Source organism: Streptomyces sp. A0642 (assembly GCF_004795105.1).
GTDB lineage: Bacteria > Actinomycetota > Actinomycetes > Streptomycetales > Streptomycetaceae > Streptomyces.
On sequence record NZ_SSBL01000032.1, the window covers coordinates 21228 to 45880 of the forward strand.

Here is a 24653-nt window from a genome sequence, read left to right on the forward strand (position 1 = left end):
CATGGTGATCCGCACCGAACGGGCTGACGGGGAGGCGACAACGGCCATGGGCGTCAGTAGACAGGCATTGCTCATCGCGGTGCCGCAGTACGAACTGAGTGACCACTTCCCGGACTTGACGGCTGCGGTGGTCAAGGACGTGGAGCTGATGGACGCGGCACTGCGCTCGTCCGGCTACAGCGTGGAGACCCTGGGGCTCGCCCCGGAGCGTCCCGCGCTGCGGTCCCGGATCATCAGCGCCATCAGCCGGGTCTGCTGCACGGCCCCGGAGGGCGGCACCGTACTGATCCACTTCACCGGCCACGGGCTGTCGGTGGACGGCTCCGACTACCTCGTGCCCTCCGAAGCACAGCTCAACTGGTCGACCGACCCTCCCCACGTCGACGCCGACAGCCTGATCGGTCTCGATCTGACGACCTTGCTCAAGGGCTGCAAGGCAGGCACCGTCCTGCTCACCGTCGACGCCTGCCGCGACGCGCAGACCGAAGCGACGGGGTCCTCCGGCGGCCCCGCCACCAACTTCCCGTCGTGGCGGGACCGGGTGGCAGTCGTCTTCGGCTGCGCGGCGGGCCAGACCTGCGGTTCGGACGACCACGCGGGCAGCCACTTCACCCGCGCCCTCGCGGAGGCCCTGGCCTCGGACAGCTCGCCGCGGACCGTCGCCGACGTCATCTCCCACACCGTGCGCAGAACCGCCGAGTTCGCCCGCGCCGCCCAGCACGAGCAGCGGCCCAACCCGCAGTACGCGCCGAGCGGCCCCGGCGCGATCTCCGGGGTCGAGCTCTGCTCGGGGCGGACGCTCCAGGAGGAGTGGTCGGTGGCGGTGCGGGACCCGGAACTGTGGGCCGCCGTCCAGTGCGGCGAGGAGCGGCGGAGCGAGCTCCAGGAGGCGCTGACCCGGCTGACCCTGGAGTGCGCCCGGCTGAGGGCCCTCGCGCTGGCGGAGGTCTCCGATCCCTGGGCCGACGACGACTACCCGGTCCGTGTGCTCAAGACCGGCCTGCGCGCGCTGCTGGCTCCGTCGGTGACGCAGGGCGGCCCGCTGCTGGACCCCTGTGAGTTCGCCGTGCTCATGGCCGCGCCCTTCGTCCGCGAGGCCGTGTTCGCCATGGGGGTCAAGGAGGCGGTGGCCACCGAGCCCTTCCGGCTCGACCCCGCGACGGGCGATCTCGGAGCGGACGCGGCCAGGATCGACCTGGAACACACCTTCGCCGCCCACCCGTTGATCTGGCGGAAGGGCCGGAAACTGGCTAGCAGGGGGAGGACGGAGGAGGCCGACGGCATCGCCGCCTGGCTCATGCACCGCCACGTCCTCGGCCGCGAAGGACTCTGGGACACCTACGCACCGGGCCTGCTCGGCCCGTTGGCCTCCGTCATGCTCGGCACCAGCGAGGAGTCTGCCCGGTTCGCGGAGTGCATGGACGGGCTGCTGCGCGTCTGCCGCCAGACCGCCGTCGCCCCCGCGCAGCCGTACGCCGGGGAGCGGGAGCCGGCCGACGAGCCGCAGCGGCCCGGGGAGCTCGTGCCCCGTACCGGCCCCTCCGAGCGGTGGCGGGCGCGCGAACTTTCCTGGCTGATCGGCCTGGCGGGGCTGCTCGGAGGAGACCTCCGGGACATGTCGGGTGTCATGGTGGACAACATCGGAGTAACCGACGGCCTCGTACCCGCGCAGGCCGTGGCCGGCGTCCAGGAACTCCGCTGGTCCCGTGACCGCCTCGGCACTTGCATCGACCTGGATCTGCCCTGCCCGCACCCGGCCGTGCACGCCGCACTCCAGACGCTGACCGGCTGGGCCGACGACGCCGTGCAGCACATCAAGCAGCATCTGGCGGCGGGCGAGACACCGGGCCTCCTCTTCCACCTTCCCGAACGCGTCACCTGTCACAAGCTGCGGCCTCAGTACAACGCCGCCGACCGCGGCGACGCCTACGGTCTGCCACTGATGCGCTTCAGCCTCGCCGAGGACGAGATGCGTGAGCTCCTCATGGGTTCCCAGCTGTACGGCGACCGGACGCTCGCCCTCAGGGAGCTCTACCAGAACGCCCTGGACGCCTGTCGCTACCGCCAGGCGCGGGTGCGGTACGGCAGGGCGAAGGGAGGGATCGCCCAGGACTGGTCCGGCGAGATCGTCTTCCGCCAGGGAACCGATTCCGACGGCCGCCCGTACGTGGAGTGCGAGGACAACGGCGTGGGCATGGGCCAGACCGCCCTGCGCAGTACGTTCGCGCGAGCGGGCCGGCGGTTCGAGCAGTCCCGCGAGTACCGGAGGGAACAGGCTCGTTGGAGAGCCGTGGACAAGAGCCTCAGACTCTTCCCCAACAGCCGTTTTGGCATCGGGGTGTTCAGCTACTTCATGCTGGCCGACGAAATCAGCATCTGGACCCGGGTCACGGACGAGTTCGGCCGACCGGAGTCCAGCCGCGGGCTGCGGGTGGACATCGCGTCGAGCGGCAGTCTCTTCCGTATCAAGGAGAGCGACGCCTCCCAGCCGGGCGGCGGGACGCGGGTGCGGCTCTACCTCAACAGCGACTCGCTCGACGCCGCGCAGGAGCTGGCGAAGTACGTATGGCTGTGCGACTTCCCCCTGCGTGTCGAGCGGGCCGACGGCGTCGTGAAGAGGTGGGAGGAGAACGTCCTCTACTACGACGGGGACCACACGAGCCCGGTCCGGGCCGATCGGAACGTGTGGTGGGTTCCCGGCTCCGGCTGCCTGCTCGTCGACGGGATCTGGACACCCACGGGCACCGTCGACGCGCCGCCCGGCGCGTCGTTCAGCACGCTCGCCGGCCGCCGGGACGAATCGATGTTCGGGTGCGTCATCGATCTGAGGGAGACGCACCTGCCGGAACTGAACACCAGCAGAACGAAGATCCTCTCGTACGACAAGGGCTGGGCGGCGGGTCACATCCGCGAACTGGCCGGGCAGATGGAGATGCCTGGCTGGTTCAGCATGGAGTGGCTGTGGCAGTTCGCGGGAAGTCACCGGGGCGGCGCGCCGACGCTGGTCGCGAAGCTTTTGGAGAGCAATGCGCTGCTGGCCAGTACGACCGGATGGGACCAGGGCGCGGGGGTCGCGCTGCGTGAGATCGGCTGCCTGCCGATGGACATCGCGCTCCGCAGGGGTGAGAAGTCCTCGGAGTACCTTCACATCGGCTTGGAGTCGGCGGTGCCCGGCCTGGTGGCATGGCGGGTGGCCGCCCTGCGCGCGGCAGGCATACCCGTGGAGAACCGCTGGGTGGACGTGCCGGCCCCGGAATCGCTGGTGGGATATCCGCGGCCGGTGCCGTGGGAGAGCCGGATGTCCACGAAGGAGTACGGCAGGGGCGTCTCGCTCGAAGAGGCCGTGGTGCCGCAGCAGGGCGACGCGCCCACGACGTTCGCCGGGCTGCTCGGCAGACTGCGCAGATATGCCATCGTCGGTGTGCGCGTTCCCTCGGTCCCCGACCTCGAGGCCGCGCACGCGGTGGAACTCGATTCAGTGGACTGCGCCCTGCTCGGGGACAGCAGCAGATTCACCGATTCGCTGATCAGCATGTGGGTGGCGGAGACGGGGGACGAGCAGCCGGAACCCGATGAGGTGCTGTCCGTGCTGAACCACTTCTCCGTCCAGGCCGGGCTTCCCTGGCGCGAGGCTCTGGCACGGGCCGCCAGATTTGTCGGCGCCGGACTGCCGCTGGCGCCACTGGACTGGGCGCTCGACAGGGTTCCTGCAGACCCGGACGCGATCGCGACGGAGCGGGAGATGCAGGTACTGCGGCTGCACCCCGCCTTCGCCGGGCACAGAAGAGGGCTTCGGCTCGACGAGCCGCCGACGCGGGAGGAGTTCGACCAGACCGTCCAGCGGTACGGATGGCTCGGGCTCCCGGCCGACGCCCCGATGGCCGCACTCGGGGGCTTCGCCGGAGCGGCTGGGATGTACGGCGAGGTGGAGGACGCGTTCGGGCGCGCGTACTGGGTCGGGCACGGCCCGACCGCACGGTTCTGGGCCATGGCCGCCGCCAGGGCGTCGACGACGGTGGGGCAGGTGCATGAGCGCTTCGCGCCGTGGTTCGCGTCGATGGATCTGGACCTGCCGGATCTGGACGGGCTGAAGGACAGGAGGTTCACCAAGCTGGAGTCCGCGCTGGTGGCGGATCCCGCCGTGCCCCGCGAAACTTACAAGCTGTACGCGGCCCGTCCGTCCTCGTCCTCGTATCTTGCTCCGCTCTCCGAGATCGCCGTCGCCGTGCGCACCTCCCAGGCGGACACCGCCGCCATCACGGCGGCGCTGACGGGCTTGGCGGAGTCGGGACTCGTGGACGCCGCAGCCGCGGGACTCGTCGAGCGCTGGCTCGGCGTTCCGCAGGACGACATGAGGCTCCTCATGCCGTGGTCATGGGGGCTTTCCTGGCTCGGCGACGCGGGAGGCCCGACCCGTCTCGACTCCCCCTACGCCGTACTGGCGGCCTCGGCCTGCCGCCTTCCGCTCGGGGTGGTGTACGCGAAACTCGCCGAACTGGCCCCGTTGGTGGGCATCGAGCCCTCGATGGGGCCGCTGCCCGAGCATCTGGCCGACGTACACGTCAGCGCGGCGGATGTGGAAGCCGGCTGCGTGTCGACACCGGAGGGGGTGTGCTGGCTGGCGGTGCCCAGTGTGGGCAGGCTGGCGCAGCACGCCCGGGGCCGGGAGGGCACGCTCGGGGACAGCGTGCGGGAGCTGAGCCGGTTCGCCGCGCTCGGCAGCCCCTGGACCCCCCGGGACGACGTCGACGGGGCGGAGTGGGCGCGGTGGCGTCCGACACAGCACGACGCGGCGATGTTCCTCGACGATCTGGCCGGCGACCGGCCCGTCGGCACCCTCGACCTCCTGCGGGTCGCCGCCCGCTTCGGCTGGCCGGTGGACCGGGCCTGGGACCGCCTCGCTGTCTACCGTACTTTCGGAGTCGAACTGCTCGTCGAGCGGCCCGAGTTCTCCGAGATCCCGATGTGGCAGGACCTGATCCTGCTCACCGAGGAGTACACCGGCCGCGCCCCGGCCCTCGCCGGGCCGATCTCCGGCGAGCGGATCGCCGTCAGCGCACGGGAGCTGGAATGGACCACGGAACAGGTCGTGCAGCGGCTGCGCCTGTATGCGGGGGTGTTCGGCCTGGATCTGCCGGAGACGTACCCCGCCGACCCGGCACCGACCCCGCCCGCGGTGCCGTACCGCGACCCGTCACAGGAGAGGAAGCCGAATGCCGCCCGCGCATGATCTGACACCGTTCCGCGAACAACAGCTCGCGCCCGCCGGGAACCCCGCCGTCGTACGTTCCGCCGACGGTCGCTGGTACACAGTCACCGGTCTGTGCCCGAATTGCCGTGCGAGCAGCGTGTTCCGGGTGACGTACGGACTGCTCGGCCCGTACAAGGGCGGCCGACGGCTGCTCGGCCGAAGGAAGACTCCGGACAAGCTCACGGGGAGCATCCTGGTCTACTGCCAGTGCGGGTTCCCGCATCCGGACCGGCCCTCCGAATCCCCCGACACGGGCTGCGGGGCCTTCTGGGACGTGCCGGTGCCGTGACCGACCTGACCAGGAAGCGTTTCGCGCAGCTCGGCCAGCAGCTCCAGCTCGAGCAGCTCACCGCCGTCCGTAAGCAGGCCGAAGGCTGGCGCAACGGGCTCACCGCCCTGACCGGGCTCGTCGCGGTCGTCTTCGTCCTCAAGGGCCCGGAGAGCGTCGCAGGCATGACCACCGCATGGCGCTGGACCACGGCCGGCCTGCTCGTCCTGGCGTTCCTCCTGCTGCTGACCGGCGCTTTGGCCGCCGTACGCGCCGCGCACGGGCAGCTGGGGCGCGGCACCTGGCTGACCGGCGACCAGCTGCTGAGCGCCGTACTCGACGAGGTCGAGGACACCCAGGATGTACTGACCTCTGCCCGCCGCCGCTCAGTCACAGGCCTCATCGCGGTCGTCGCGGCCATCGCGGTGACCTGGGTCGTGCCGGCGGCAGCGGACAAGGAGGCCAAGCCGGCCGGCCCGACTGTCGTCGTCTCCACGGCGGCCGGCACCACCTGCGGTGAGCTGATACTGAGCGACCGCGAAGCGGTGACGCTCAAAGCCCGCGGCCAGAAGGCGCTGCGCCGCATCCCGGCGCGGGATGTCCGCTCGTTGGCTCCGGCGGCCTCATGCTGAGCACGGCGGCACCGCGAACAGGAAATGAGACCATCCCCGAATGACGCAACCCCAGGCGCACCACGAACCGCACGGCAACGGCCTGGGCGCGCGGCTGAACTGGCTGCGCGCCGCGGTCCTCGGGGCCAACGACGGCGTCGTCTCCACCGCGGGCCTCGTCGTCGGCGTCGCCGGGGCCACCGACGCCCGCGGCACCCTGCTGACGGCGGGCCTGGCGGGGCTGCTGGCCGGGTCCATGTCGATGGCCGCGGGCGAGTACGTGTCGGTCTCCACCCAGCGTGATTCGGAGAAGGCCGCACTGGCCACGGAGAAGCGGGAGCTCCAGGAGACCCCGGAGGCCGAACTCGCCGAGCTCACCGGCCTGCTGGAGGGCAAGGGGCTCAGCCGGGAGGTCGCCCGCGAGGCCGCCGTGCAGCTCACCGAACGCGACGCGCTGCGCGCCCATGCGGAGGTCGAGCTGGGCATCGACCCGGACGACCTGACGAACCCCTGGCACGCGGCCGGGGCCAGCTTCCTCGCGTTCACGGTGGGTGCGCTGCTGCCCCTGCTGGCGATCGTGCTGCCGCCGTCGTCGGTCAGGCTTGTGGTGACCGTGGTGTCGGTGCTCGCGGCGCTGGCTCTGACGGGCTGGTGGAGCGCCCGGCTGGGTGCCGCGTCCCCGGGCCCCGCCGTGCTGCGCAACATGGGCGGGGGAGCGGTGGCGATGGCGGTGACGTACGTGGCGGGGGAGCTGCTGGGAGCGGCGGGGGTCTGACTCGGTCTTCACGCACGCGCGTGAAAATCAGGTGGGGCGCGTTCATGCCTTGCGTACGAGCCGCTCGGGTGGGAAGTCGTCGGTGCCCACCGCCCTGGAGCCGTAGGCGAGAGTGACGGTCAGGCCGTTCAGGCTGCTCAACGGCGTCAGGTCGGCGGCACCCACGTACGACTCGATGACGAGCGAGGTCAGGCCCGCCAGGTCCCGCAGCGGTGCCAGCCCGTCCGGGATGTCGCACTGGAAAAGGGTGAGCGTGCGCAGTCCGGTGAGGGGAGCCAGCAGCCGGAGGTCCAGCGGTGACAGCTCTCGCAGATTGAGCGATTCCAGGCCGTGCAACTCCGGCATCCCTGCGAGCTGCCGCAGCTGGGTGGTGCCGCTCAGGGACAGCTCGCGCAGCTCCGGCCAGCGCTCCAGGCCCTCCAGGCTCACGTAGCGGGTCTGCCGGTACAGGGCGAGGCTGGTGACCTTGCGGCACACCGGGAGCTCACCGATGCTCTCGATGAGGAAGGGATGGCCGAGCATCAGCTGCCGGAGGTCGGGCATGTCCCCGATCGGCCCCGGATCGAGCGCGGGGTTCAGCTCGATCAGTGAGAGCCACTCCAGACCCGGCCGCACCAGTGGACCGAGATCCTCGACCCACGGGCACATGCTGATACCCAACTCGCGCAGCCCGGACATGGCCGCGATCTCGCTCAGGTCCTCGAGGTTCCGGTTGTGGTAGACGAAGAGCCGTTCCACGTCGGAACGTGACGTCACGGACGCGAAGGCCTCGTGATCACCCCGGAGATTCACCCTTCCCAGGCGCGGGATGTGGCGCAGTGCCTCCAGCTGGGCGGTGTTCTCCACGTAGGCGTACGCTTCGTTCCAGGATCCGGCCGCCATGATGTCCCGTGCGTAAAGGTCCGCGTCGAAGGAGCTCCAGGCGTCCGAGACTGCCGACGCGACCTGCCACCGCTCGTCTTCCCGGAAGCGGGCCACGACTTCGTACGCCGCGTCGCCGGAGATCCGTGCGGCCGTCCTGACGATCGCGGCCGCCTCGTCCGCGTGTACCTCGTCGGGACCCGGCAACAGCCCGAGTACCAGCTCGCCGACCTTCGCCAGCGCTTCCACGTCATCCTGTGTGAGGGGCGGCAGCATCCCCTCCGTGCGGTCCGCCACTTCCTTGCGCACCTCGGGGTCGAGCTCCGGAGCGTGTTCCAGGCTCGCCGCCGCCAGCAGCACCAGCCGGTGCCCGTACTCGGGTTCCTGGTCCGCACGCCGCAACAGCTTTCCCAGCAGCAAGGCCCGTTCGTCGACCCGTGCGTGCCCCACCGCCATCTGGACCACGTCGTCCCAGCCGTCGTCGTGCGCGTTGCGCACCAGCACCCCGAAGTCACGCGCTTCCACAGCCGCCTTGGCGCCCAGGTAGTCCAGGAACGTCCGGTGCACGAAGTCCACCGCGCCCGGCGCCGGTTCGCGCAACAGGCCACTCCTGATCAGCAGATGCGAGAACACCTGCTCCGCCGGCCCCCGGACCTGCGGCATCGCCCGCAGCCACTGCTCCGTCATCGCGACCGCCTCCCCGCGGCCCGCCTCCAGCTGTCCGTTGCGGATCAGCCAGTAGGCCAGCCGTTGGAGCAGGGCCGTCTGCTCCTCCCGCGTGAGATCGACCCCCTCGACGTTCACGATCTCCCGTTCCGTGTCCCGGCGTACCAGCAGCATGTCCAGCGCCGCGTCGTACAGCTCCTTGCGGGCGCGTGGCAGCTGCATCCGCCGGTCCCGGTTCAGCGCGCACAGCAGCGCACACATCAGCGGGTTGGTCGCCAGTCGCCCCAGGTCCCGGCGCAGCCCGACCGCCCGGCGCAACGAGGCCTCGTACGCGTGGAGTTGTTCGCGCTCCTCCGGAGCCGGACACTCCAGCCGGGCGGTGTCGTGCCAGTGCCCGATGAACGTACGGATGTCGTCCCGCTCCATCGGCAGCAGCGAGTGCGGGGTGAAGTCCTGCTGCCCGAGCCAGCTCTCCGGGACGGCGGACGGCCGGGTCGTCACCACGTAGCGCGACCGCGGGTAGGCGGTGATCAGCTCCCGCAGCCACTTCTCGGTACGCCGGCGCAGGCGCATCGGGACCTCGTCGACCCCGTCCACCAGCACCAGGCCCCGCCCCCCGGACAGTATCCGGTCCGCCCAGCCCGCCGGCGCCGCGCCGTGCAGGGGGACGCCGGTCGCGCGCAGGAAGTCCTCCGGACCGGGCAGCCTCTCGTCCGAGGTGAACGCGCGCAGCCGCAGGACGAACGGCACGCAGCGGTTCCAGTCCGACAGATCGCCACCGAAGGTCCGGCGGGCGGCGTTCACCGCCAGCCACTGCACCAGGGTGCTCTTGCCCGAACCGGCCGGCCCGCGCAGCAGCAGCCGGTTGCTCTCCGCGAGTGCCTGCTCCGCCCTGACGGTCACCCGCTCGGGCGCGGACACCGGCCAACGGCTCTGGCCGGTGTCATGGGAGCTCATCGACAGGCTGATGTAGCTCGTCTCCAGGGGCCACTCGGCCGCCGACCGCCCCAGGGTCAGCCCGAACAGCCCCATCCGGCCGTGCGCCGCCGCCACGAACTCCGCGTACCGCCGCTCGAAGTCCAGCGCCGCGGCGTCCGGGCGCGGGCCCAGCTGATCCCGCACGTCCGCCATCAGCTCCCGGGTCCGCTCCGCCGTACGGACCTGCTCCACCGCCGCCCGTGCCATGAAGGAGGGCTCGGCTGTCAGCTGCTCCACGACGTGCGCGCAGCACCGCTCCAGCAGCTCCGCGTACAGACCGGACACCCGGTCCGACAGACCCGCCGGGGGCGCCGACAGTTCGGCGGCCAACCGGCCCGGATCCAGGTTCAGGGCGAAGAGCCGGTCCGCCCCCAGCGGGCCCGCCGCCGCGAGGGTGTCTCTGACCGCAGCCACGGCCGCCAGCCGCTCGTGCCCCGGAAGGCCGGCGTACGACACCTCCAGCCGGTTCCCGAGCTCCTTCGCCAGCCGGTCGGGCTTCGCCGGGCGGGGGAGGGGGCGCACCGGGTCCGGGACCAGGCCCGCGCCGGGTCTCGGGGTGAGCAGGGACCTGGCCACCGTGCCGAGCACGGTCGTGGCGAGCCGGACCAGTGCAACTTCCAGACCCTGCACCGCAGTTCCTCCCCCTGTCGGACCCTGGTGCAGGGATCGTACGACGACCGCCCTGTCGGAAGGTGCCAAAGGCTGCTGACAGCACGTCTCGCATACTTGTTGGTAACAACGTCTAGTCCGGGGCCGACGTGCGGCCCTACCGTGCAGGCATGCCGACGAACCTGCCCGACGTAGTGCTCTGGTCCATACCGGCCTTCGTCCTCCTCACCGTTCTGGAGATGGCGCTCCACCATTTCCACCCCGACGAGGACGCCGCCGGTTACGAGGCGAAGGACGCCGCCACCAGCATCACCATGGGGCTGGGCAGCCTGGCCTTCGACCTGCTGTGGAAAGTGCCCATCGTCGCGGTCTACACCGCGGTGTACGAGCTGACCCCGCTCCGCGTCCCGCTCCTGTGGTGGACCGTCCCGCTGATGCTGCTGGGGCAGGACTTCCTCTACTACTGGTCGCACCGCGGCCACCACGTCATCCGGATCCTGTGGGCCTGCCACGTGGTCCACCACTCCAGCCGGAAGTTCAACCTCTCCACCGCGCTGCGCCAGCCCTGGACCTCGCTGACCGTCTGGCCGTTCTACCTTCCGCTGATCGCCTGCGGAGTGCACCCGGCGGCCCTGGCCTTCTGCTCGTCGGCCAACCTCGTCTACCAGTTCTGGGTGCACACCGAGCGGATCGACAAGCTGCCCCGGCCCTTCGAGTACGTCCTGAACACGCCCTCCCACCACCGGGTGCACCACGCCTCCCAGGGCGGTTACCTCGACCGGAACTTCGGCGGCATCCTGATCGTGTGGGACCGGTGGTTCGGCTCCTTCACCGCGGAGACGGAACGGCCCGTATTCGGGCTCACGAAGAACATCGACACCTTCAACCCGCTGCGGGTCGCCACCCACGAGTACGCCGCCATCGCCCGCGACGTCCGCGCGGCGGGCAGCTGGAGCGAGCGCGCCGGACGCGTCTTCCGCGGTCCCGGCTGGCAGCCCGCCACGCCGGGCGAGCGAGAGGCCCTCGTGGCCGCCCCCGCGCGGGAGCGCACCGGATGAGCGCCGGCCGGGTCCAGGACGGCCGGCGGGAGCGCCTGGTATGTCCCCTGCTCCTCGCTTTTCTCGTCGCGTGCGCCGCCGACCTCACGGGGCTGCTCACGGGCGGCGACGTCCTCCACCTCGTCGCCAAGCCGCTGCTGATGCCGCTGCTCGCCGCGTACGCCGCCGCCCGGCGCGGACCCCGGCTGCTGATCGCGGCCCTGCTCTGCGGCTGGATCGGGGACGTGTTCCTGCTGGCCGACGCCGATCTCGCGTTCCTCGTCGGGATGGGCGGCTTCGCGGCGGGGCACCTCTGCTACCTGCGCCTCTTCGGCCGGGCCCGGGGCGCCGTGCTGCCCGGCATCGGATACGCGGTGGTCCTCACCGCCTTCACCGTCCTGATCTGGGACGGGCTGCCGGCCGGGCTGCGGATCCCGATGGCCGGCTACAGCCTGCTGCTGACCGCCATGGCCTACCGGTCCGGGGTCCTCGGGCGGTACGCGGCCGCCGGAGGCGCGCTCTTCCTGCTCTCCGACGCCCTGATCGCCACCGGCATCGCCGACTGGCCGCAGCTGCCCGCCCCCGGCTTCTGGGTCATGCTCACCTACGTCGCCGCGCAGCTCCTGCTGACCCTGGGCGCGCTCGCCCCGGGGGCGAAATGGGCCGGTGTGACCCATGGGGCGTACCGTGAGCGGAGTATCAGCATCTGAGATCAGCAAGGACCCCCACGCATGCGCGCCACCGTCATCCACGCCCCCCACGACATCCGCGTGCAGGAGGTCCCCGACCCGGTGATCCAGCACCCCACCGACGTGGTGGTGCGGGTCCTGCGGGCCTGCATCTGCGGCAGCGACCTGTGGGCCTACCGGGGTGAGTCCGCCCGGCAGCCGGGCCAGAGGATCGGCCACGAGTTCCTGGGGACCGTCGAGGAGGCGGGCTCCGAGGTCAACGGCTTCGCCGTCGGCGACCTCGTCGTCGTCCCCTTCGTCTGGTCCGACGGCACCTGCGCCTACTGCGCGGAAGGGCTCACCACCTCCTGCCCGCAGGGCGGCTTCTGGGGCTCGGTCGGCTCCGACGGCGGCCAGGGCGAGGCCGTACGCGTCCCGTTCGCCGACGGCACTCTGGTCAGGCTCCCCGCCGCCGCGGCCTCCGACGACCACCTCCTCACCGCGCTGCTCGCCCTCTCCGACGTCCTCGGCACCGGCCACCACGCCGCCGTCGGCGCCGGTGTGAAGCGCGGTTCCACGGTCGCCGTCGTCGGTGACGGAGCCGTCGGCCTGTGCGGCGTCATGGCCGCCAAGCGGCTCGGCGCCGAGCGGATCATCGCGCTCGGCCGCCACCCGGCGCGTACCGACATCGCCCGGGACTTCGGCGCCACCGACGTCGTCGCCGAGCGCGGCGACGCGGCCGTCGCGGCGGTACGGGAACTGCTCGGCGGCGAGGGCGCCCAGGCGGTCATCGAGGCCGTCGGCACCGAGCAGTCGATGCGCACCGCCGTCGGCATCACCCGCGACGGCGGCTCGATCGGCTACGTCGGCGTGCCGCACGGCAGCGGCACCGGACTGGACCTCGGCGTCATGTTCGACCGGAACATCGCCCTGCGGGGCGGAGTCGCCCCCGTGCGCGCCTACATCCCGGAGCTGCTCCCCGACGTCCTGTCCGGCACCATCGACCCGTCGCCCGTCTTCGACCTGACCGTCGGCCTCGACGAGGTACCGGCCGGCTACAAGGCGATGGACGAGCGCACGGCGCTGAAGGTCCTCATCAGGCCGTGAGCCGGTCCGGGGGCCGGACACCGGCCCCCGGACCGTCCGCTACCAGCGCACCGCGTCCAGCGCGTCCACCACTCCGGCCCCGTAGAAGCCGTTGCGGTTCTTGCCGCCCTCGCAGACCGCGTCGACGGTGCCGTCGCGGTCGATGTCGTACGGGTCACCGCACGCCGTGGCGTCGGCCTGGATCGTCAGCAGGGCCTTGACCGCGGCCGCCGACGCGTACGGGTGCTTCGACTTGATCAGGGCCACGACGCCCGCGACGTGCGGGGAAGCCATCGAGGTACCGGCCTTGTAGCCGTACTTGCCGCCCGGCAGCGTGGAGAGGATCAGACCGCTCGTCGCCGGCGGGGCGGGCGTCTGGTAGGTCGTCGAGTCGCCGCCCGGCGCGGCGACGTCGATGACGCCGTTCCCGTAGTTCGAGTACGACGCCTTCAGCCCCTTCGCGCCCGTCGCCGAGACCGTCACCACGCCCGGCAGCATCGTCGGGATGTCGAAGCACTGCTTCGGGTCGATGGTCCGGGTCACCGGCTCGGTGTCGTTCGGGCTGCTGGAGTCCTCGATCGTGTCGGCCGCCAGGTCCTCGGCCGAGTTGCCCGCCGCGGCGACGTTGACCGTGCCCTTGCTCTCGGCGTACCGGGTGGCCCGGGCGACCGCCTCGACGAGCGCGCCCTGGTCCGGGTCGTTCTTGCAGTTGTACAGCCACGGGTCGGTGTAATAGCTGTTGTTCGTGACGTCCACGCCGTGGTCGGCGGCCCAGACGAAGCCGCAGACGACGGACTCCGTGTAGAAGAAGCCGGCCGGGTTCGCCACCTTGATACCGGCGACCTTCACACCCGGCGCGACCCCCGTCACCCCGATGCCGTTCTTCGCGGCGGCGATCGTGCCCGCGACGTGCGTCCCGTGATCGCTCTCACCGGCCGCCGGACGCCAGGCGCCCTCCGTGGTGTCAGGGGCGCCGGAGACACAGTTCGCCGAGGCGGAACGGTCGAAGTTCGGGGCGAGGTCCGGATGGGTGTCGTCGACACCCGTGTCGATGACCGCGACCGTGACCTTCGAGCTGCCCAGCGACTTCTCGTGCGCCTTGTCCGCCTTGATGGCCGGCAGGTCCCACTGCAGCGGTTCCAGCGGGTCCTGGGCAGCCGTCGCCCGCGCCGCCGCGTTCCGCTCCTGCTCGGCCGTCAGGGGCTGCTCGACCCCGATGTCCTTGGTGGCCTGCGGCACGATCGGGTTGGTGCGGGTGGCGCCCGCGGAGTCGACTCCCCTGACGCGGCGTATCGCCTCCGCGAACCGCGGGTTCTGCGAGTGGGCGACGATGACCCCGATCCGGTCGTAGGCGATCACCACCGTGCCGCCCGCCCGCTCGATCGCCTTGCGCACCTGCTTGACGGTGCCGTGACCGCCGCGGGTGTTGACCACGTACGACAGCTTTGGTCCGTCCGTCGACACCGCCGCCGAGGGCGCGTCCTGCGCCGGGGCGGCGGAGGCGGTGCCCGTCGGCAGGAAGCCGAGTGACGCCGTGAGGGCCAGTCCGACGGGCAGCGTCAGTGCGCGCTTGCGTCCGGATCCCAGATGAGCCATGGGGTCTCCACTTCATCCGTCTGTCGACCGGACACGGGCTGTGTCCAGTCGCGTACATGACGAGTGAAGCTATCGCTGATCATCCCCGCTCATCAATGAGTTCGGGAGAACCGATGGGGGCCGGGGCGTCCGAAGGGGTGACGCGAAGCGGGCGGAAACCGAGGTGAACCGCTTCGCCGCGCGCCGCGTGCCGTTGTCAGGGGAAGCGCACCATCACTCCCCGATATCGAGGTCCCCAGTGAAATCCACCGTCCCCACCACCACCGCACCCGCGTCGCGAGGAGATTCCGTGGCTACCGATGCACCGCCGCCCGAGGGCAGTACGGAGACCGGCCCCGCCCAGCCCACGACCGAGGCGTTCGTCGCGGAGCAGGCGAGCGCGGAATTCGGCGAACTCCGCCGCTCCTACCGCTCGTTCGCCTTCCCGCTGACCATCGCCTTCGTCCTCTGGTACCTGCTGTACGTGCTGCTCTCCAACTACGCCGGCGGCTTCATGGGCACCAAGGTGTACAGCAACTTCAACGTGGCCTTCGTCTTCGGCCTCGCCCAGTTCCTCACCACGTTCCTCATCGCCTGGTTCTACTCGCGGCACGCCAACGCGAAGCTCGACCCCAAGGCCGAGGCCATCAAGTCCCGCATGGAGGCCGACGCATGAGCGCCGCGTACCACTCCCAGACCGTCGTGACGCTCGCCTCGTCCACCAGCGAGCACCGGCCGCTGATCATCTCGCTCTTCGCCGTCTTCGTCGCCGCCACCCTCGGCATCACCGTCTGGGCCGGCCGCCAGACCAAGAGCGCCTCCGACTTCTACGCGGGCGGCCGCCAGTTCACCGCGTTCCAGAACGGCCTCGCGGTCTCCGGCGACTACATGTCCGCCGCCTCGTTCCTCGGCATCGCCGGAGCCATCGCCCTCTTCGGCTACGACGGCTTCCTCTACTCGATCGGCTTCCTCGTCGCCTGGCTGGTGGCGCTGCTCCTGGTCGCCGAGCCGCTGCGCAACTCCGGCCGCTACACCATGGGCGACGTCCTCGCCTACCGGATGCGCCAGCGCCCGGTCCGTACCGCCGCGGGCGTCTCCACCATCGTCGTCTCGATCTTCTACCTGCTCGCGCAGATGGCGGGCGCGGGAGTTCTGGTCTCGCTGCTCCTCGGCATCACCAGCGATGCCGGAAAGATCCTCATCGTTGCGCTGGTCGGCGTACTGATGATCGTGTACGTCACCATCGGCGGCATGAAGGGCACCACCTGGGTGCAGATGGTCAAGGCCGTGCTCCTCATCGCGGGCGCGATCCTGATGACCTTCATGGTGCTGTGGAAGTTCGACTTCAACGTCTCCGACCTGCTGGGCACCGCCGCCGAGAAGAGCGGACACGGCGCCTCGTTCCTGGAGCCCGGACTGAAGTACGGGGCCACGGGCACCTCGAAGCTGGACTTCCTCTCCCTCGGCATCGCCCTGGTGCTGGGCACCGCCGGGCTGCCGCACATCCTGATCCGCTTCTACACGGTGCCGACCGCCAAGGCCGCCCGTAAGTCGGTCAACTGGGCCATCGGCATCATCGGCGCCTTCTACCTGATGACCATCGCGCTCGGCTTCGGCGCGGCGGCCCTCATCGGCCCGGACGAGATCAAGGCGAAGAACCCGGCAGGCAACGCGGCGGCCCCGCAGCTCGCCGAGTACCTCGGCGGGGTCGGCACCACCGGCGGCGCCGTCATGCTCGCCGTCATCTCCGCCGTCGCCTTCGCCACCATCCTCGCCGTCGTCGCGGGACTGACCCTCGCCTCCTCGTCCTCCTTCGCCCACGACATCTACGCCAACGTCATCCGCAAGGGGAAGGCCACCGAGAAGGAGGAGATGCGGGCCGCGCGCTGGGCCACCGTCTTCATCGGCGCCGCCGCGATCGTGCTGGGCGCCTTCGCCCGCGACATGAACGTCGCCGGTCTGGTGGCGCTCGCCTTCGCCGTCGCCGCCTCGGCGAACCTGCCCACGCTCCTCTACAGCCTCTTCTGGAAGCGGTTCACCACCCAGGGCGCGCTGTGGTCGATCTACGGCGGCCTCGCCAGCTCGGTGATCCTGGTGCTGTTCTCGCCGGTCGTCTCCGGGAACGCGAAGACCTCGATGTTCAAGGGCGTCGACTTCGCCTGGTTCCCGCTGGAGAACCCGGGCCTGATCTCCATCCCGCTGGGCTTCCTGCTCGGCTGGATCGGCTCCCTCCTGTCCAAGGAGGAGCCCGACCAGGGCAAGTACGCCGAGCTGGAGGTCAAGTCCCTCACCGGCATCGGAGCCCACTAGAGAGCAGGAGTTCACACAGGAGAGCCCCTTCCGGGCCCTCCGGCCCCGCGGCCGCGTCGTAGAGTCCTACGACGCGGCCGCGCCGCTCCTCGTGTCAAACGGGCCCCTCCGTTGTCAGAGGTCTCGCGTAGTCTCGGAAGAGTCAGATTCCGCAACCGGGAAGTCGCCGGGGGAGGGGGCCACCATGCTCATCGACACGTACGACCGGGTCGCCACCGACCTGCGCGTCTCGCTGACCGACCGCTGCAATCTGCGCTGCACCTACTGCATGCCGGAGGAAGGCCTGCAGTGGCTGGCCAAGCCCGACCTGCTGAGTGACGACGAGATCGTCCGGCTCGTCCGCATCGCCGTCACCCAGCTCGGCATCACCGAGGTCCGCTTCACCGGCGGAGAGCCCCTGCTGCGCCCCGGACTCGTCTCCATCGTCCAGCAGTGCGCGGCCCTGGAGCCCCGCCCCAGGATGTCGCTCACGACCAACGGCATCGGACTGAAACGGACCGCCGCCGCGCTCGAGGCGGCAGGACTGGACCGGGTCAACGTCTCCCTGGACACCCTGCGCCCCGAGGTCTTCAAGACCCTCACCCGCCGCGACCGCCACCACGACGTCCTGGCCGGACTCGAGGCCGCCCGTGAGGCCGGCCTCACCCCCGTCAAGGTCAACACCGTCCTGATGCCGGGGCTCAACGACGACGAGGCCCCCGACCTCCTCGCCTGGGCCGTGGAGAACGGCTACGAGCTCCGCTTCATCGAGCAGATGCCGCTGGACGCCCAGCACGGCTGGAAGCGCGACGGCATGATCACCGCCGGTGACATCCTCCAGTCGCTGCGCACCCGCTTCGAGCTCACCGCCGAGGAGGACGGCGAACGCGGCTCCGCCCCCGCCGAGCGCTGGCTCGTGGACGGCGGCCCCCACCGCGTCGGCGTCATCGCCTCCGTCACCCGGCCGTTCTGCCGGGCCTGCGACCGGACCAGGCTCACCGCCGACGGACAGGTGCGCACCTGCCTGTTCGCCCGCGAGGAGACCGACCTGCGCGGCGCCCTGCGCTCCGAGGCCCCGGACGAGGAGATCGCCCGGCTCTGGAAGCTCGCCATGTGGGGCAAGAAGGCCGGCTCCGGCCTCGACGACCCGTCGTTCCTCCAGCCCGACCGCCCGATGTCGGCGATCGGCGGATAGGCGCTCCTCACGAGGAGGGCGCGTCCCTCGACTCCCACTCGGCCAGCGTCACCACATCCTTGAGGAAGCCCCGCACGCCCAGGAACTGCGACAGATGCTCCCGGTGCTCGTCGCACGCCAGCCAGGTCTTGCGGCGGTCGGGAGTGTGCAGCTTCGGGTTGTTCCAGGCGAGCACCCACACGGCATCGGCGCGGCAGCCCTTGGCCGAGCAGACGGGGGCGGTGGGGGAAGGCGCGGCCGCGGAACCGGATTCTGGGGAGTTCACGGACTCAACCCTAAAGCCTGGGCAGGACGGCGGTCCTGCGGCATCCCCGCCGGAGAAATGGCGACGCCGAGCAGCCACGGGGGGAGCTGCCCGGCGTCGGTCCGTCGCTCCGACGGGGGATGCGGAGCGCTCACGAAGTATGTCACGCAGACCGGGGTGCGGTGCACTGGAACTTCATGATTGATCTGAGCTTTTCTTGAGCTTGGGGCCGTCCCGGGGTCAGCCGTGCTCCTGCGGATCCGGGCTTCGGAAAGCGCGTCCGGATTCCGGACCGGGGGCCGCCGGACCGGCCATCGGCGCCGCATCCAGAGCGGGACGCGTCGGCGCCGGTATGAAGGTCGAGGGAATGGACGGACTGCTCTCCCGGCCCGCGTTGGCGATGACGACCGCGACGTACGGCAGCAGCACCCCCAGCGCCAGCGCCACGATCGCCACATGACGCTCCACGTTCCACAGGGCCGCCGCGGCGACCACCGAGACCGTGCGCACGGACATCGAGATCACATACCGCCGCTGTCTGCCGCGCACATCCTCCGCGAGCCCCTGCCGCGCCCCCGTGATCCGGAAGACCTCCGCACCGCTGTGCTTCCCCAACACGTCTCCACCACCCTTCCCCGAGCTCAGTTCACGACGAACGGGGGGAGACCGTGTGCCGTCGCCGGACGCTCCCCGGACCGCGTCCCACGGTACGCCCGCTCTCCCCCCGGTTCGATGCCGGGGCGCGCCGCGTGCGTACGCATGCCCGCCCGCCGCACGTACGGACCCGTCCGACGTGCGGCGTAGCCGAGCGGCGCGGAGACTGGGCCGTGCACGACACCGCGTCGTACGAGGAGGCGACACATGAGCTGGTTGTGGGCAATCATCGTGGGTCTGGTGCTCGGTCTGATCGCCAAGGCGATCCTGCCGGGCAAGCAGGAGATCCCACTCTGGCTGACGGTCATCTTCGGCATGATCGGCAGCATCCTCGGCAATGCCGTCGCCACCTGGATCGGCGTCAACGACACCAAGGGCATCGACTGGACGCGCCATGTGCTCCAGCTGATCGGAGCCGTGGTGGTGGTCGGTGTCGGCGACATGCTCTGGGCCTCGATCCGGGGCAGCCGGAGCAACAGACAGAGGACCTGACCGAGAGCGCACAGCCCGACGGCGGGGCACGCATCGCGTGCCCCGCCGTGCTGCTGTCCGTCCCTGTCCCCGGCCGTGACGACTCCGGCCGTGACGACACGGCCGGGCTTGGTCAGCCGGGCCCGACGGGCCTGGTGCTGCTGACCGCGCGTGGGTCAGCCGGCCGTGACCTCGATCGCCGCCAGGTTCTTCTTGCCCCGGCGCAGCACCAGCCAGCGCCCGTGCAGCAGCTCCTCGCGGGAGGGGGCGGCCTCACCGTCGACGGCCTTCACGTTGTTCACGTAGGCGCCGCCCTCCTTGACCGTGCGCCGGGCACCCGACTTGCTCGGCGCCAGCCCGGCCTCGACCAGCAGGTCGACCAGCGGACCGAGCTCGGTGACCTGCGCGTGCGGCACCTCGGAGAGCGCGGCGCCCAGCGTCGCCTCGTCCAGCTCGCCGAGATCGCCCTGGCCGAACAGGGCCTTCGACGCGGCGATGACCGCGGCGCACTGCTCCGCGCCGTGCACCAGCGTGGTCAGCTCCTCGGCCAGCGCACGCTGAGCGGTCCGGGCCTGCGGCCGCTCCTCGGTGACCTTCTCCAGCTCCTCCAGTTCGGCGGGGCTCAGGAAGCTGAGGATGCGCATGTAGCGGGAGATGTCGCGGTCGTCCACGTTCAGCCAGAACTGGTAGAACGCGTACGGCGTGGTCATCTCCGCGTCGAGCCAGATGGCGCCGCTCTCGGACTTGCCGAACTTGGTGCCGTCCGCCTTCGTCATCAGCGGGGTCGCCAGCGCATGCACCTCGGCGCCCGGCTCCAGGCGGTGGATCAGGTCGAGACCCGCCGTGAGGTTGCCCCACTGGTCGCTGCCGCCCTGCTGGAGGGTGCAGCCGTGGCGCCGGTACAGCTCCAGGAAGTCCATGCTCTGGAGCAGCTGGTAGCTGAACTCGGTGTAGCTGATGCCCTCGTCGGACTCCAGCCGCCGGGCGATGGACTCCTTGGTGAGCATCTTGTTGACCCGGAAGTGCTTGCCGATGTCCCGCAGGAACTCGATCGCGGACATGCCCGCGGTCCAGTCCAGGTTGTTCACCATGACCGCCGCGTTCTCGCCCTCGAAGGACAGGAACGGCTCGATCTGGGACCGCAGCCGGGCCACCCAGGCCGCGATCGTCTCCGGGTCGTTCAGCGTGCGCTCCGCGGTCGGCCGCGGGTCGCCGATCTGGCCCGTCGCCCCGCCCACCAGGGCGAGCGGCCGCAGACCGGCCTGCTGGAGCCGGCGCATGGTGAGCACCTGCACCAGATGACCGACGTGCAGACTCGCCGCGGTGGGGTCGTAGCCGCAATAGAACGTGACCGGACCGTCCGCGAGAGCCTTGCGCAGGGCGTCCTCGTCAGTGGACTGGGCGAACAGCCCGCGCCACTTCAGCTCGTCGACGATGTCCGTCACGGTTCCGTGTCTCCTCAGCTACGTGTCTCGATGGGTGCATCGAAAGGCAACAGTCAGTCTAGGCGGGTCATACGCCCTGGCTCACCGAGCTCATGTTGAAGTCCGGGATGCGGAGCGCGGGCATCGCGGCCCGGGTGAACCAGTCGCCCCACTCGCGCGGCAGCGTCTTCTCCGTACGGCCCGCCTCGGTGGCCCGCGACAGGAGGTCCACCGGGGACTCGTTGAAGCGGAAGTTGTTCACCTCGCCGACCACCTCGCCGCCCTCCACGAGATACACCCCGTCCCGGGTCAGCCCGGTCAGCAGCAGCGTCGCCGGGTCGACCTCCCGGATGTACCACATACAGGTCAGCAGCAGCGCGCGGCCGGTCGTCGCGGCCACCATCTCCTCCAGGGACCGCTCGCCGCCGCCCTCCAGCAGCAGGTTGTCGATCGCCGGGGCCGGCGGTAGTCCGGTCTCACCGGCGGTGTGCCGGGTGGTCGTCAGCGCTTCGAGCCGGCCGTCCCTGATCCAGTCGGTCCGGCCCAGCGGCAGCCCGTTGTCGAAGACCGACGCACCGTCCCCGGACGCGTGCGCGATGACGAACGGCGCGGATTCGAGCCCCGGCGCGTGCGGGTCGCTGCGCAGGGTCAGCGGCAGCGGGGACAGGGTCTCGCCGAGCCGGGTCCCGCCGCCGGGCTTGGAGAACACCGTCCTGCCCTCGACGGCGTCCCGGGCGGTCGCCGACCAGAGCTGGTAGATCAGCAGGTCGGCGACGGCGGTCGGCGGCAGCAGCGTCTCGTACCGCCCGGCGGGCAGCTCGGTCCTGCGTTCCGCCCAGCCCAGCCGCTGGGCCAGCTCGGCGTCCAGCTCCGCCGGGTCGACGTCCTTGAAGTCACGGGTCGAGCGCCCCGCCCAGGCCGAACGCGACCGGTCGGGCGACTTGGCGTTCAGTTCCAGCGTCCCGTTCGGCTGGTCGTGGCGCAGCCGCAGCCCGGTCGAGGTGCCCAGGTAGGTCGACGTCATCTCGTGGTTCGCGAAGCCGTACAGCTCGCGGCCGCCGGAGCGGGCCCGGGCGAAGGCGTCGCCGAGCGCGGGCGCGAAGGCCGCGAAGACGTCGGACCCCGTCTCCGCGGGCCCGTCCGTGAAGTCGGGCGACTCCGGCACCCCGGTGACCAGCGGCTGCGCGTCCTCGGCCGGACCGGCCCCGCGCGCGGCGGCCTCGGCGGCCCGCACCAGCGGCTCCAGATCGGCCGCGGTGACGGCGGACCGGGACACCACGCCCGAGGCGGCGCCCTCGGAGCCGTCGACGGTGGCGATGACGGTCAGGGTCCGGCCCCGGGTCACCCCGTTCGTGGTGAGCGCGTTGCCCGCCCAGCGCAGATTGGCCGACGACTCCTCGTCGGCGATGACCACACAGCCGTCGGCGGTGGACAGTTCGAGCGCGCGCTCGACGATCTCGTGCGGCTTGCTGACGCGGCTCATCGCCCGGCCTCCTGCGTCGTGTTGAGGATGTTCACGCCTCGGAAGAGGGCGGAGGGGCAGCCGTGCGAGACGGCCGCGATCTGGCCCGGCTGGGCCTTGCCGCAGTTGAAGGCGCCGCCCAGGACGTACGTCTGCGGCCCGCCGACCTTCTCCATCGAGCCCCAGAAGTCCGTCGTCGTCGCCTGGTAGGCGACGTCGCGCAACTGCCCGGCCAGCCTGCCGTTCTCGATCCGGAAGAACCGCTGTCCGGTGAACTGGAAGTTGTACCGCTGCATGTCGATCGACCAGGACCGGTCGCCGACCACATAGATCCCGCGCTCCACCCCGCCGATCAGATCCTCCGTGGAGAGCCCGCCGGGATCGGGCGCCAGCGACACGTTCGCCATGCGCTGCACGGGCACATGACCCGGCGAGTCGGCGAACGCGCAGCCGTTGGACCGGCCCAGACCCGTCAGCTTCGCGATCCGGCGGTCCAGCTGGTAGCCCACCAGCGTCCCGTCCTTGACCAGGTCCCAGGACTGCGCCGCGACACCCTCGTCGTCGTACCCGATCGTCGCGAGCCCGTGCTCGGCGGTGCGGTCGCCCGTCACGTTCATCACCGCAGAGCCGTACGCCAGCTTGCCCAGCTGGTCGAAGGTGGCGAACGAGGTCCCGGCGTACGCCGCCTCGTACCCCAGCGCCCGGTCCAGCTCGGTGGCGTGGCCGATCGACTCGTGGATGGTCAGCCACAGATTGGACGGGTCGACGACCAGGTCGTACGTCCCCGCCTCGACGCTCGGGGCCCGCATCTTCTCGGCCAGCAGAGCCGGGATGGTCTCCAGCTCCGCGTCCCAGTCCCAGCCCGTGCCGGTCAGGTACTCCCAGCCGCGCCCCGCCGGCGGCGCGATCGTGCGCATCGAGTCGAACTCACCGGTCGTCGCGTCCACGGCGACCGCGGTGACCTGCGGATGCACCCGCACCCGCTGCTGGGTGGTGACCGTGCCGGCCGTGTCGGCGTAGAACTTGTTCTCGTGGACGGTCATCAGGGAGGCGTCCACGTGTGCGACGCCCCGGGCGCCCAGCAGCCGGCCGCTCCAGTCGGCGAGGAGCCCGGCCTTCTCCTCGGCCGGTACGCCGAAGGGGTCGACGTCGTACGCCGAGACCCAGCTCCGCTCGCCGTGCACGGGCTCGTCGGCGAGCTCCACCTTCTCGTCCGAACCCGCCGCCGCGATCACCTTCGCGGACAGCTTCGCCATGGCGACGGCCTGCGAGGCCACCCGCGCCGCGGCGTCCATCGTCAGATCCACTCCGGAGGCGAACCCCCACGCCCCGCCGTGCACCACCCGCACCGCGTAGCCGACATCGGTGGTGTCGGACGACCCCGCCGGCCGGGCGTCCCGCAGCCGCCAGGTGGCGCTGCGCACCCGCTCGAAGCGGAAGTCGGCGTGCACGGCCCCGAGCGCCCGCGCACGGGCGAGCGCCGCGTCGGCGAGGGGCCGGAGCGGGAGGGCCAGGAACGACTGATCTACCTCATGGGCCACGGGCGGCCTCTCCTCTGCGTCACATACCCTCGGATCGTTTACGAGGCAGTGAAGCACGGCCTCAGCGGCGTCGCGGCCGAATTCCCGCCCGCGCGGGGGCGGGAATCCGGGCGGCCCCCGGTCCCGGCGCGGCCCGCCGGGCCGGATACGTCACTGTAGGAACCCCACAGTGACCGGATGGAGGCGCTGTCAGGGGCCGATTCCTCTCGGAGCGCCTGGTACCGATAGGTTTTCGAGGTACCAGACCGCTGAAGGAAAGGGTGATCCGTTGAGCCGCTCGGTTCTCGTCACCGGAGGAAACCGGGGCATCGGCCTCGCCATCGCCCGCGCTTTCGCCGACAACGGCGACAAGGTCGCGATCACCTACCGTTCCGGCGAGCCGCCCGCCGAGCTCACCGGGGCGGGAGTTCTCGCGGTCCGGTGCGACATCACCGACGCCGAACAGGTGGAGCAGGCCTACAAGGAGATCGAGGAGAAGCACGGCAACGTGGAGGTGCTGGTCGCCAACGCCGGTATCACCAAGGACCAGTTGCTGATGCGGATGTCCGAGGAGGACTTCACGTCCGTACTCGACACCAACCTCACCGGCACCTTCCGGGTCGTCAAGCGCGCCAACCGCGGCATGCTGCGCGCCAAGAAGGGCCGCGTGGTCCTCATCTCCTCCGTCGTCGGCCTCCTCGGCTCGGCGGGACAGGCCAACTACGCCGCGTCCAAGGCCGGTCTGGTCGGCTTCGCCCGTTCGCTGGCCCGTGAGCTCGGCTCGCGGAACATCACTTTCAACGTCGTCGCGCCCGGCTTCGTCGACACCGACATGACGCAGGCGCTCACCGAGGAGCAGCGCAAGGGCATCGTCGCCCAGGTGCCGCTCGCGCGTTACGCGCAGCCCGCGGAGATCGCCGCCGCGGTGCGCTTCCTCGCCTCCGACGACGCGTCGTACATCACTGGAGCCGTCATCCCCGTTGACGGCGGATTGGGCATGGGTCACTGA

The 24653-nt window shown here is 71.0% G+C and carries 19 protein-coding genes; 12 read left to right on the forward strand and 7 right to left on the reverse strand.

Annotated features, from left to right (window positions below):
* Positions 1-46: 46 nt before the first annotated feature.
* The 4 genes from E6R60_RS32335 to E6R60_RS32350 are packed head-to-tail and all read left to right on the forward strand — an operon-like array spanning position 47 to position 6905.
* The gene (locus tag E6R60_RS32335) at positions 47-5230 is read left to right on the forward strand and encodes a caspase family protein (RefSeq protein ID WP_168713710.1); all 5184 of its coding nucleotides are present in this window, start codon (positions 47-49) and stop codon (positions 5228-5230) included.
* A complete protein-coding gene (locus tag E6R60_RS32340; RefSeq protein WP_136330269.1) occupies positions 5214-5540 on the forward strand; it encodes a hypothetical protein in 327 nt (108 codons plus the stop codon). Before E6R60_RS32335 ends, E6R60_RS32340 begins: the two co-directional genes overlap by 17 nt.
* Complete coding sequence (locus E6R60_RS32345) at positions 5537-6151, forward strand: hypothetical protein (RefSeq protein WP_136330270.1); 615 nt, start codon at positions 5537-5539, stop codon at positions 6149-6151. The genes E6R60_RS32340 and E6R60_RS32345 overlap by 4 nt, the downstream gene beginning before the upstream one ends.
* A gap of 40 nt (positions 6152-6191) precedes the next feature.
* Entirely contained in the window at positions 6192-6905 is a 714-nt protein-coding gene (locus tag E6R60_RS32350) for a VIT family protein (protein ID WP_136330271.1), read from the forward strand.
* Between the two features lie 42 nt (positions 6906-6947).
* Here E6R60_RS32350 and E6R60_RS32355 read toward each other — a convergent pair whose 3' ends face one another.
* A complete protein-coding gene (locus E6R60_RS32355) occupies positions 6948-10040 on the reverse strand; it encodes an NACHT domain-containing protein (RefSeq protein WP_206309572.1) in 3093 nt (1030 codons plus the stop codon).
* A 149-nt stretch (positions 10041-10189) separates the two neighbouring features.
* Here E6R60_RS32355 and E6R60_RS32360 point away from each other — a divergent pair, with 149 nt between their 5' ends.
* Genes E6R60_RS32360 through E6R60_RS32370 form a run of 3 tightly spaced genes read left to right on the forward strand, consistent with a single transcriptional unit; the run spans position 10190 to position 12831 of the window.
* The gene (locus E6R60_RS32360; RefSeq protein ID WP_136330272.1) at positions 10190-11077 is read left to right on the forward strand and encodes a sterol desaturase family protein; all 888 of its coding nucleotides are present in this window, start codon (positions 10190-10192) and stop codon (positions 11075-11077) included.
* The gene (locus E6R60_RS32365; protein WP_136330273.1) at positions 11074-11766 is read left to right on the forward strand and encodes a lysoplasmalogenase; all 693 of its coding nucleotides are present in this window, start codon (positions 11074-11076) and stop codon (positions 11764-11766) included. Before E6R60_RS32360 ends, E6R60_RS32365 begins: the two co-directional genes overlap by 4 nt.
* A 21-nt stretch (positions 11767-11787) precedes the next feature.
* Entirely contained in the window at positions 11788-12831 is a 1044-nt protein-coding gene (locus E6R60_RS32370) for a zinc-dependent alcohol dehydrogenase family protein (RefSeq protein ID WP_136330274.1), read from the forward strand.
* Positions 12832-12870: 39 nt separating this feature from the next.
* On the opposite strand, the gene E6R60_RS32375 is transcribed toward E6R60_RS32370, so the two are convergent.
* A complete protein-coding gene (locus E6R60_RS32375; protein WP_136330275.1) occupies positions 12871-14406 on the reverse strand; it encodes a S8 family serine peptidase in 1536 nt (511 codons plus the stop codon).
* Between the two features lie 289 nt (positions 14407-14695).
* Here E6R60_RS32375 and E6R60_RS32380 point away from each other — a divergent pair, with 289 nt between their 5' ends.
* The 3 genes from E6R60_RS32380 to moaA all read left to right on the forward strand — a co-directional run bounded on the left by E6R60_RS32380 (position 14696) and on the right by moaA (position 17869).
* Positions 14696-15061 carry a DUF485 domain-containing protein gene (locus E6R60_RS32380; RefSeq protein WP_136330276.1) on the forward strand — a complete coding sequence of 122 codons (366 nt, stop codon included), beginning with the start codon at positions 14696-14698 and terminating at the stop codon, positions 15059-15061.
* Positions 15058-16695 (forward strand): cation acetate symporter, encoded by a 1638-nt coding sequence (locus tag E6R60_RS32385; protein WP_136330277.1) that lies wholly within the window; start codon positions 15058-15060, stop codon positions 16693-16695. The genes E6R60_RS32380 and E6R60_RS32385 overlap by 4 nt, the downstream gene beginning before the upstream one ends.
* 184 nt (positions 16696-16879) lie before the next feature.
* Positions 16880-17869, forward strand: coding sequence for a GTP 3',8-cyclase MoaA (moaA, locus tag E6R60_RS32390; protein WP_136330278.1), 990 nt, complete (start codon positions 16880-16882; stop codon positions 17867-17869).
* 7 nt (positions 17870-17876) lie between these two features.
* Here the strand turns inward: moaA and E6R60_RS32395 are convergent, their stop codons facing one another.
* Complete coding sequence (locus E6R60_RS32395; RefSeq protein WP_136330279.1) at positions 17877-18134, reverse strand: hypothetical protein; 258 nt, start codon at positions 18132-18134, stop codon at positions 17877-17879.
* A gap of 219 nt (positions 18135-18353) precedes the next feature.
* Complete coding sequence (locus E6R60_RS32400; protein WP_136330280.1) at positions 18354-18731, reverse strand: DUF3099 domain-containing protein; 378 nt, start codon at positions 18729-18731, stop codon at positions 18354-18356.
* 243 nt (positions 18732-18974) lie between these two features.
* On the opposite strand from E6R60_RS32400, the gene E6R60_RS32405 reads away from it, so the two are divergent.
* Positions 18975-19259: a GlsB/YeaQ/YmgE family stress response membrane protein gene (locus E6R60_RS32405; RefSeq protein ID WP_136330281.1), complete on the forward strand. Its 285-nt coding sequence runs from the start codon at positions 18975-18977 to the stop codon at positions 19257-19259.
* A 155-nt stretch (positions 19260-19414) separates the two neighbouring features.
* Here the strand turns inward: E6R60_RS32405 and tyrS are convergent, their stop codons facing one another.
* The 3 genes from tyrS to E6R60_RS32420 form a co-directional block, all read right to left on the reverse strand.
* Entirely contained in the window at positions 19415-20683 is a 1269-nt protein-coding gene (gene tyrS / locus E6R60_RS32410) for a tyrosine--tRNA ligase (RefSeq protein ID WP_136330282.1), read from the reverse strand.
* A 67-nt stretch (positions 20684-20750) separates the two neighbouring features.
* Positions 20751-22145 carry a metallopeptidase TldD-related protein gene (locus tag E6R60_RS32415; RefSeq protein ID WP_136330283.1) on the reverse strand — a complete coding sequence of 465 codons (1395 nt, stop codon included), beginning with the start codon at positions 22143-22145 and terminating at the stop codon, positions 20751-20753.
* The gene (locus E6R60_RS32420; protein ID WP_136330284.1) at positions 22142-23665 is read right to left on the reverse strand and encodes a TldD/PmbA family protein; all 1524 of its coding nucleotides are present in this window, start codon (positions 23663-23665) and stop codon (positions 22142-22144) included. Before E6R60_RS32420 ends, E6R60_RS32415 begins: the two co-directional genes overlap by 4 nt.
* 268 nt (positions 23666-23933) lie before the next feature.
* Between E6R60_RS32420 and fabG the strand changes: the two genes are divergently transcribed.
* Complete coding sequence (gene fabG / locus E6R60_RS32425) at positions 23934-24653, forward strand: 3-oxoacyl-[acyl-carrier-protein] reductase (protein WP_136330285.1); 720 nt, start codon at positions 23934-23936, stop codon at positions 24651-24653.

Bases quoted from the DNA above. Each gene is read 5' to 3' on its own strand.
- E6R60_RS32350 (WP_136330271.1), top strand. From the start codon at position 6,192: ATGACGCAACCCCAGGCGCACCACGAACCGCACGGCAACGGCCTGGGC.
- E6R60_RS32405 (WP_136330281.1), top strand. From the start codon at position 18,975: ATGAGCTGGTTGTGGGCAATCATCGTGGGTCTGGTGCTCGGTCTGATC.
- E6R60_RS32375 (WP_136330275.1), bottom strand. From the start codon at position 14,406: ATGGCTCATCTGGGATCCGGACGCAAGCGCGCACTGACGCTGCCCGTC.
- E6R60_RS32360 (WP_136330272.1), top strand. From the start codon at position 10,190: ATGCCGACGAACCTGCCCGACGTAGTGCTCTGGTCCATACCGGCCTTC.
- E6R60_RS32370 (WP_136330274.1), top strand. From the start codon at position 11,788: ATGCGCGCCACCGTCATCCACGCCCCCCACGACATCCGCGTGCAGGAG.
- E6R60_RS32385 (WP_136330277.1), top strand. From the start codon at position 15,058: ATGAGCGCCGCGTACCACTCCCAGACCGTCGTGACGCTCGCCTCGTCC.
- moaA (WP_136330278.1), top strand. From the start codon at position 16,880: ATGCTCATCGACACGTACGACCGGGTCGCCACCGACCTGCGCGTCTCG.
- E6R60_RS32340 (WP_136330269.1), top strand. From the start codon at position 5,214: ATGCCGCCCGCGCATGATCTGACACCGTTCCGCGAACAACAGCTCGCG.
- E6R60_RS32335 (WP_168713710.1), top strand. From the start codon at position 47: ATGGGCGTCAGTAGACAGGCATTGCTCATCGCGGTGCCGCAGTACGAA.
- E6R60_RS32365 (WP_136330273.1), top strand. From the start codon at position 11,074: ATGAGCGCCGGCCGGGTCCAGGACGGCCGGCGGGAGCGCCTGGTATGT.
- E6R60_RS32415 (WP_136330283.1), bottom strand. From the start codon at position 22,145: ATGAGCCGCGTCAGCAAGCCGCACGAGATCGTCGAGCGCGCGCTCGAA.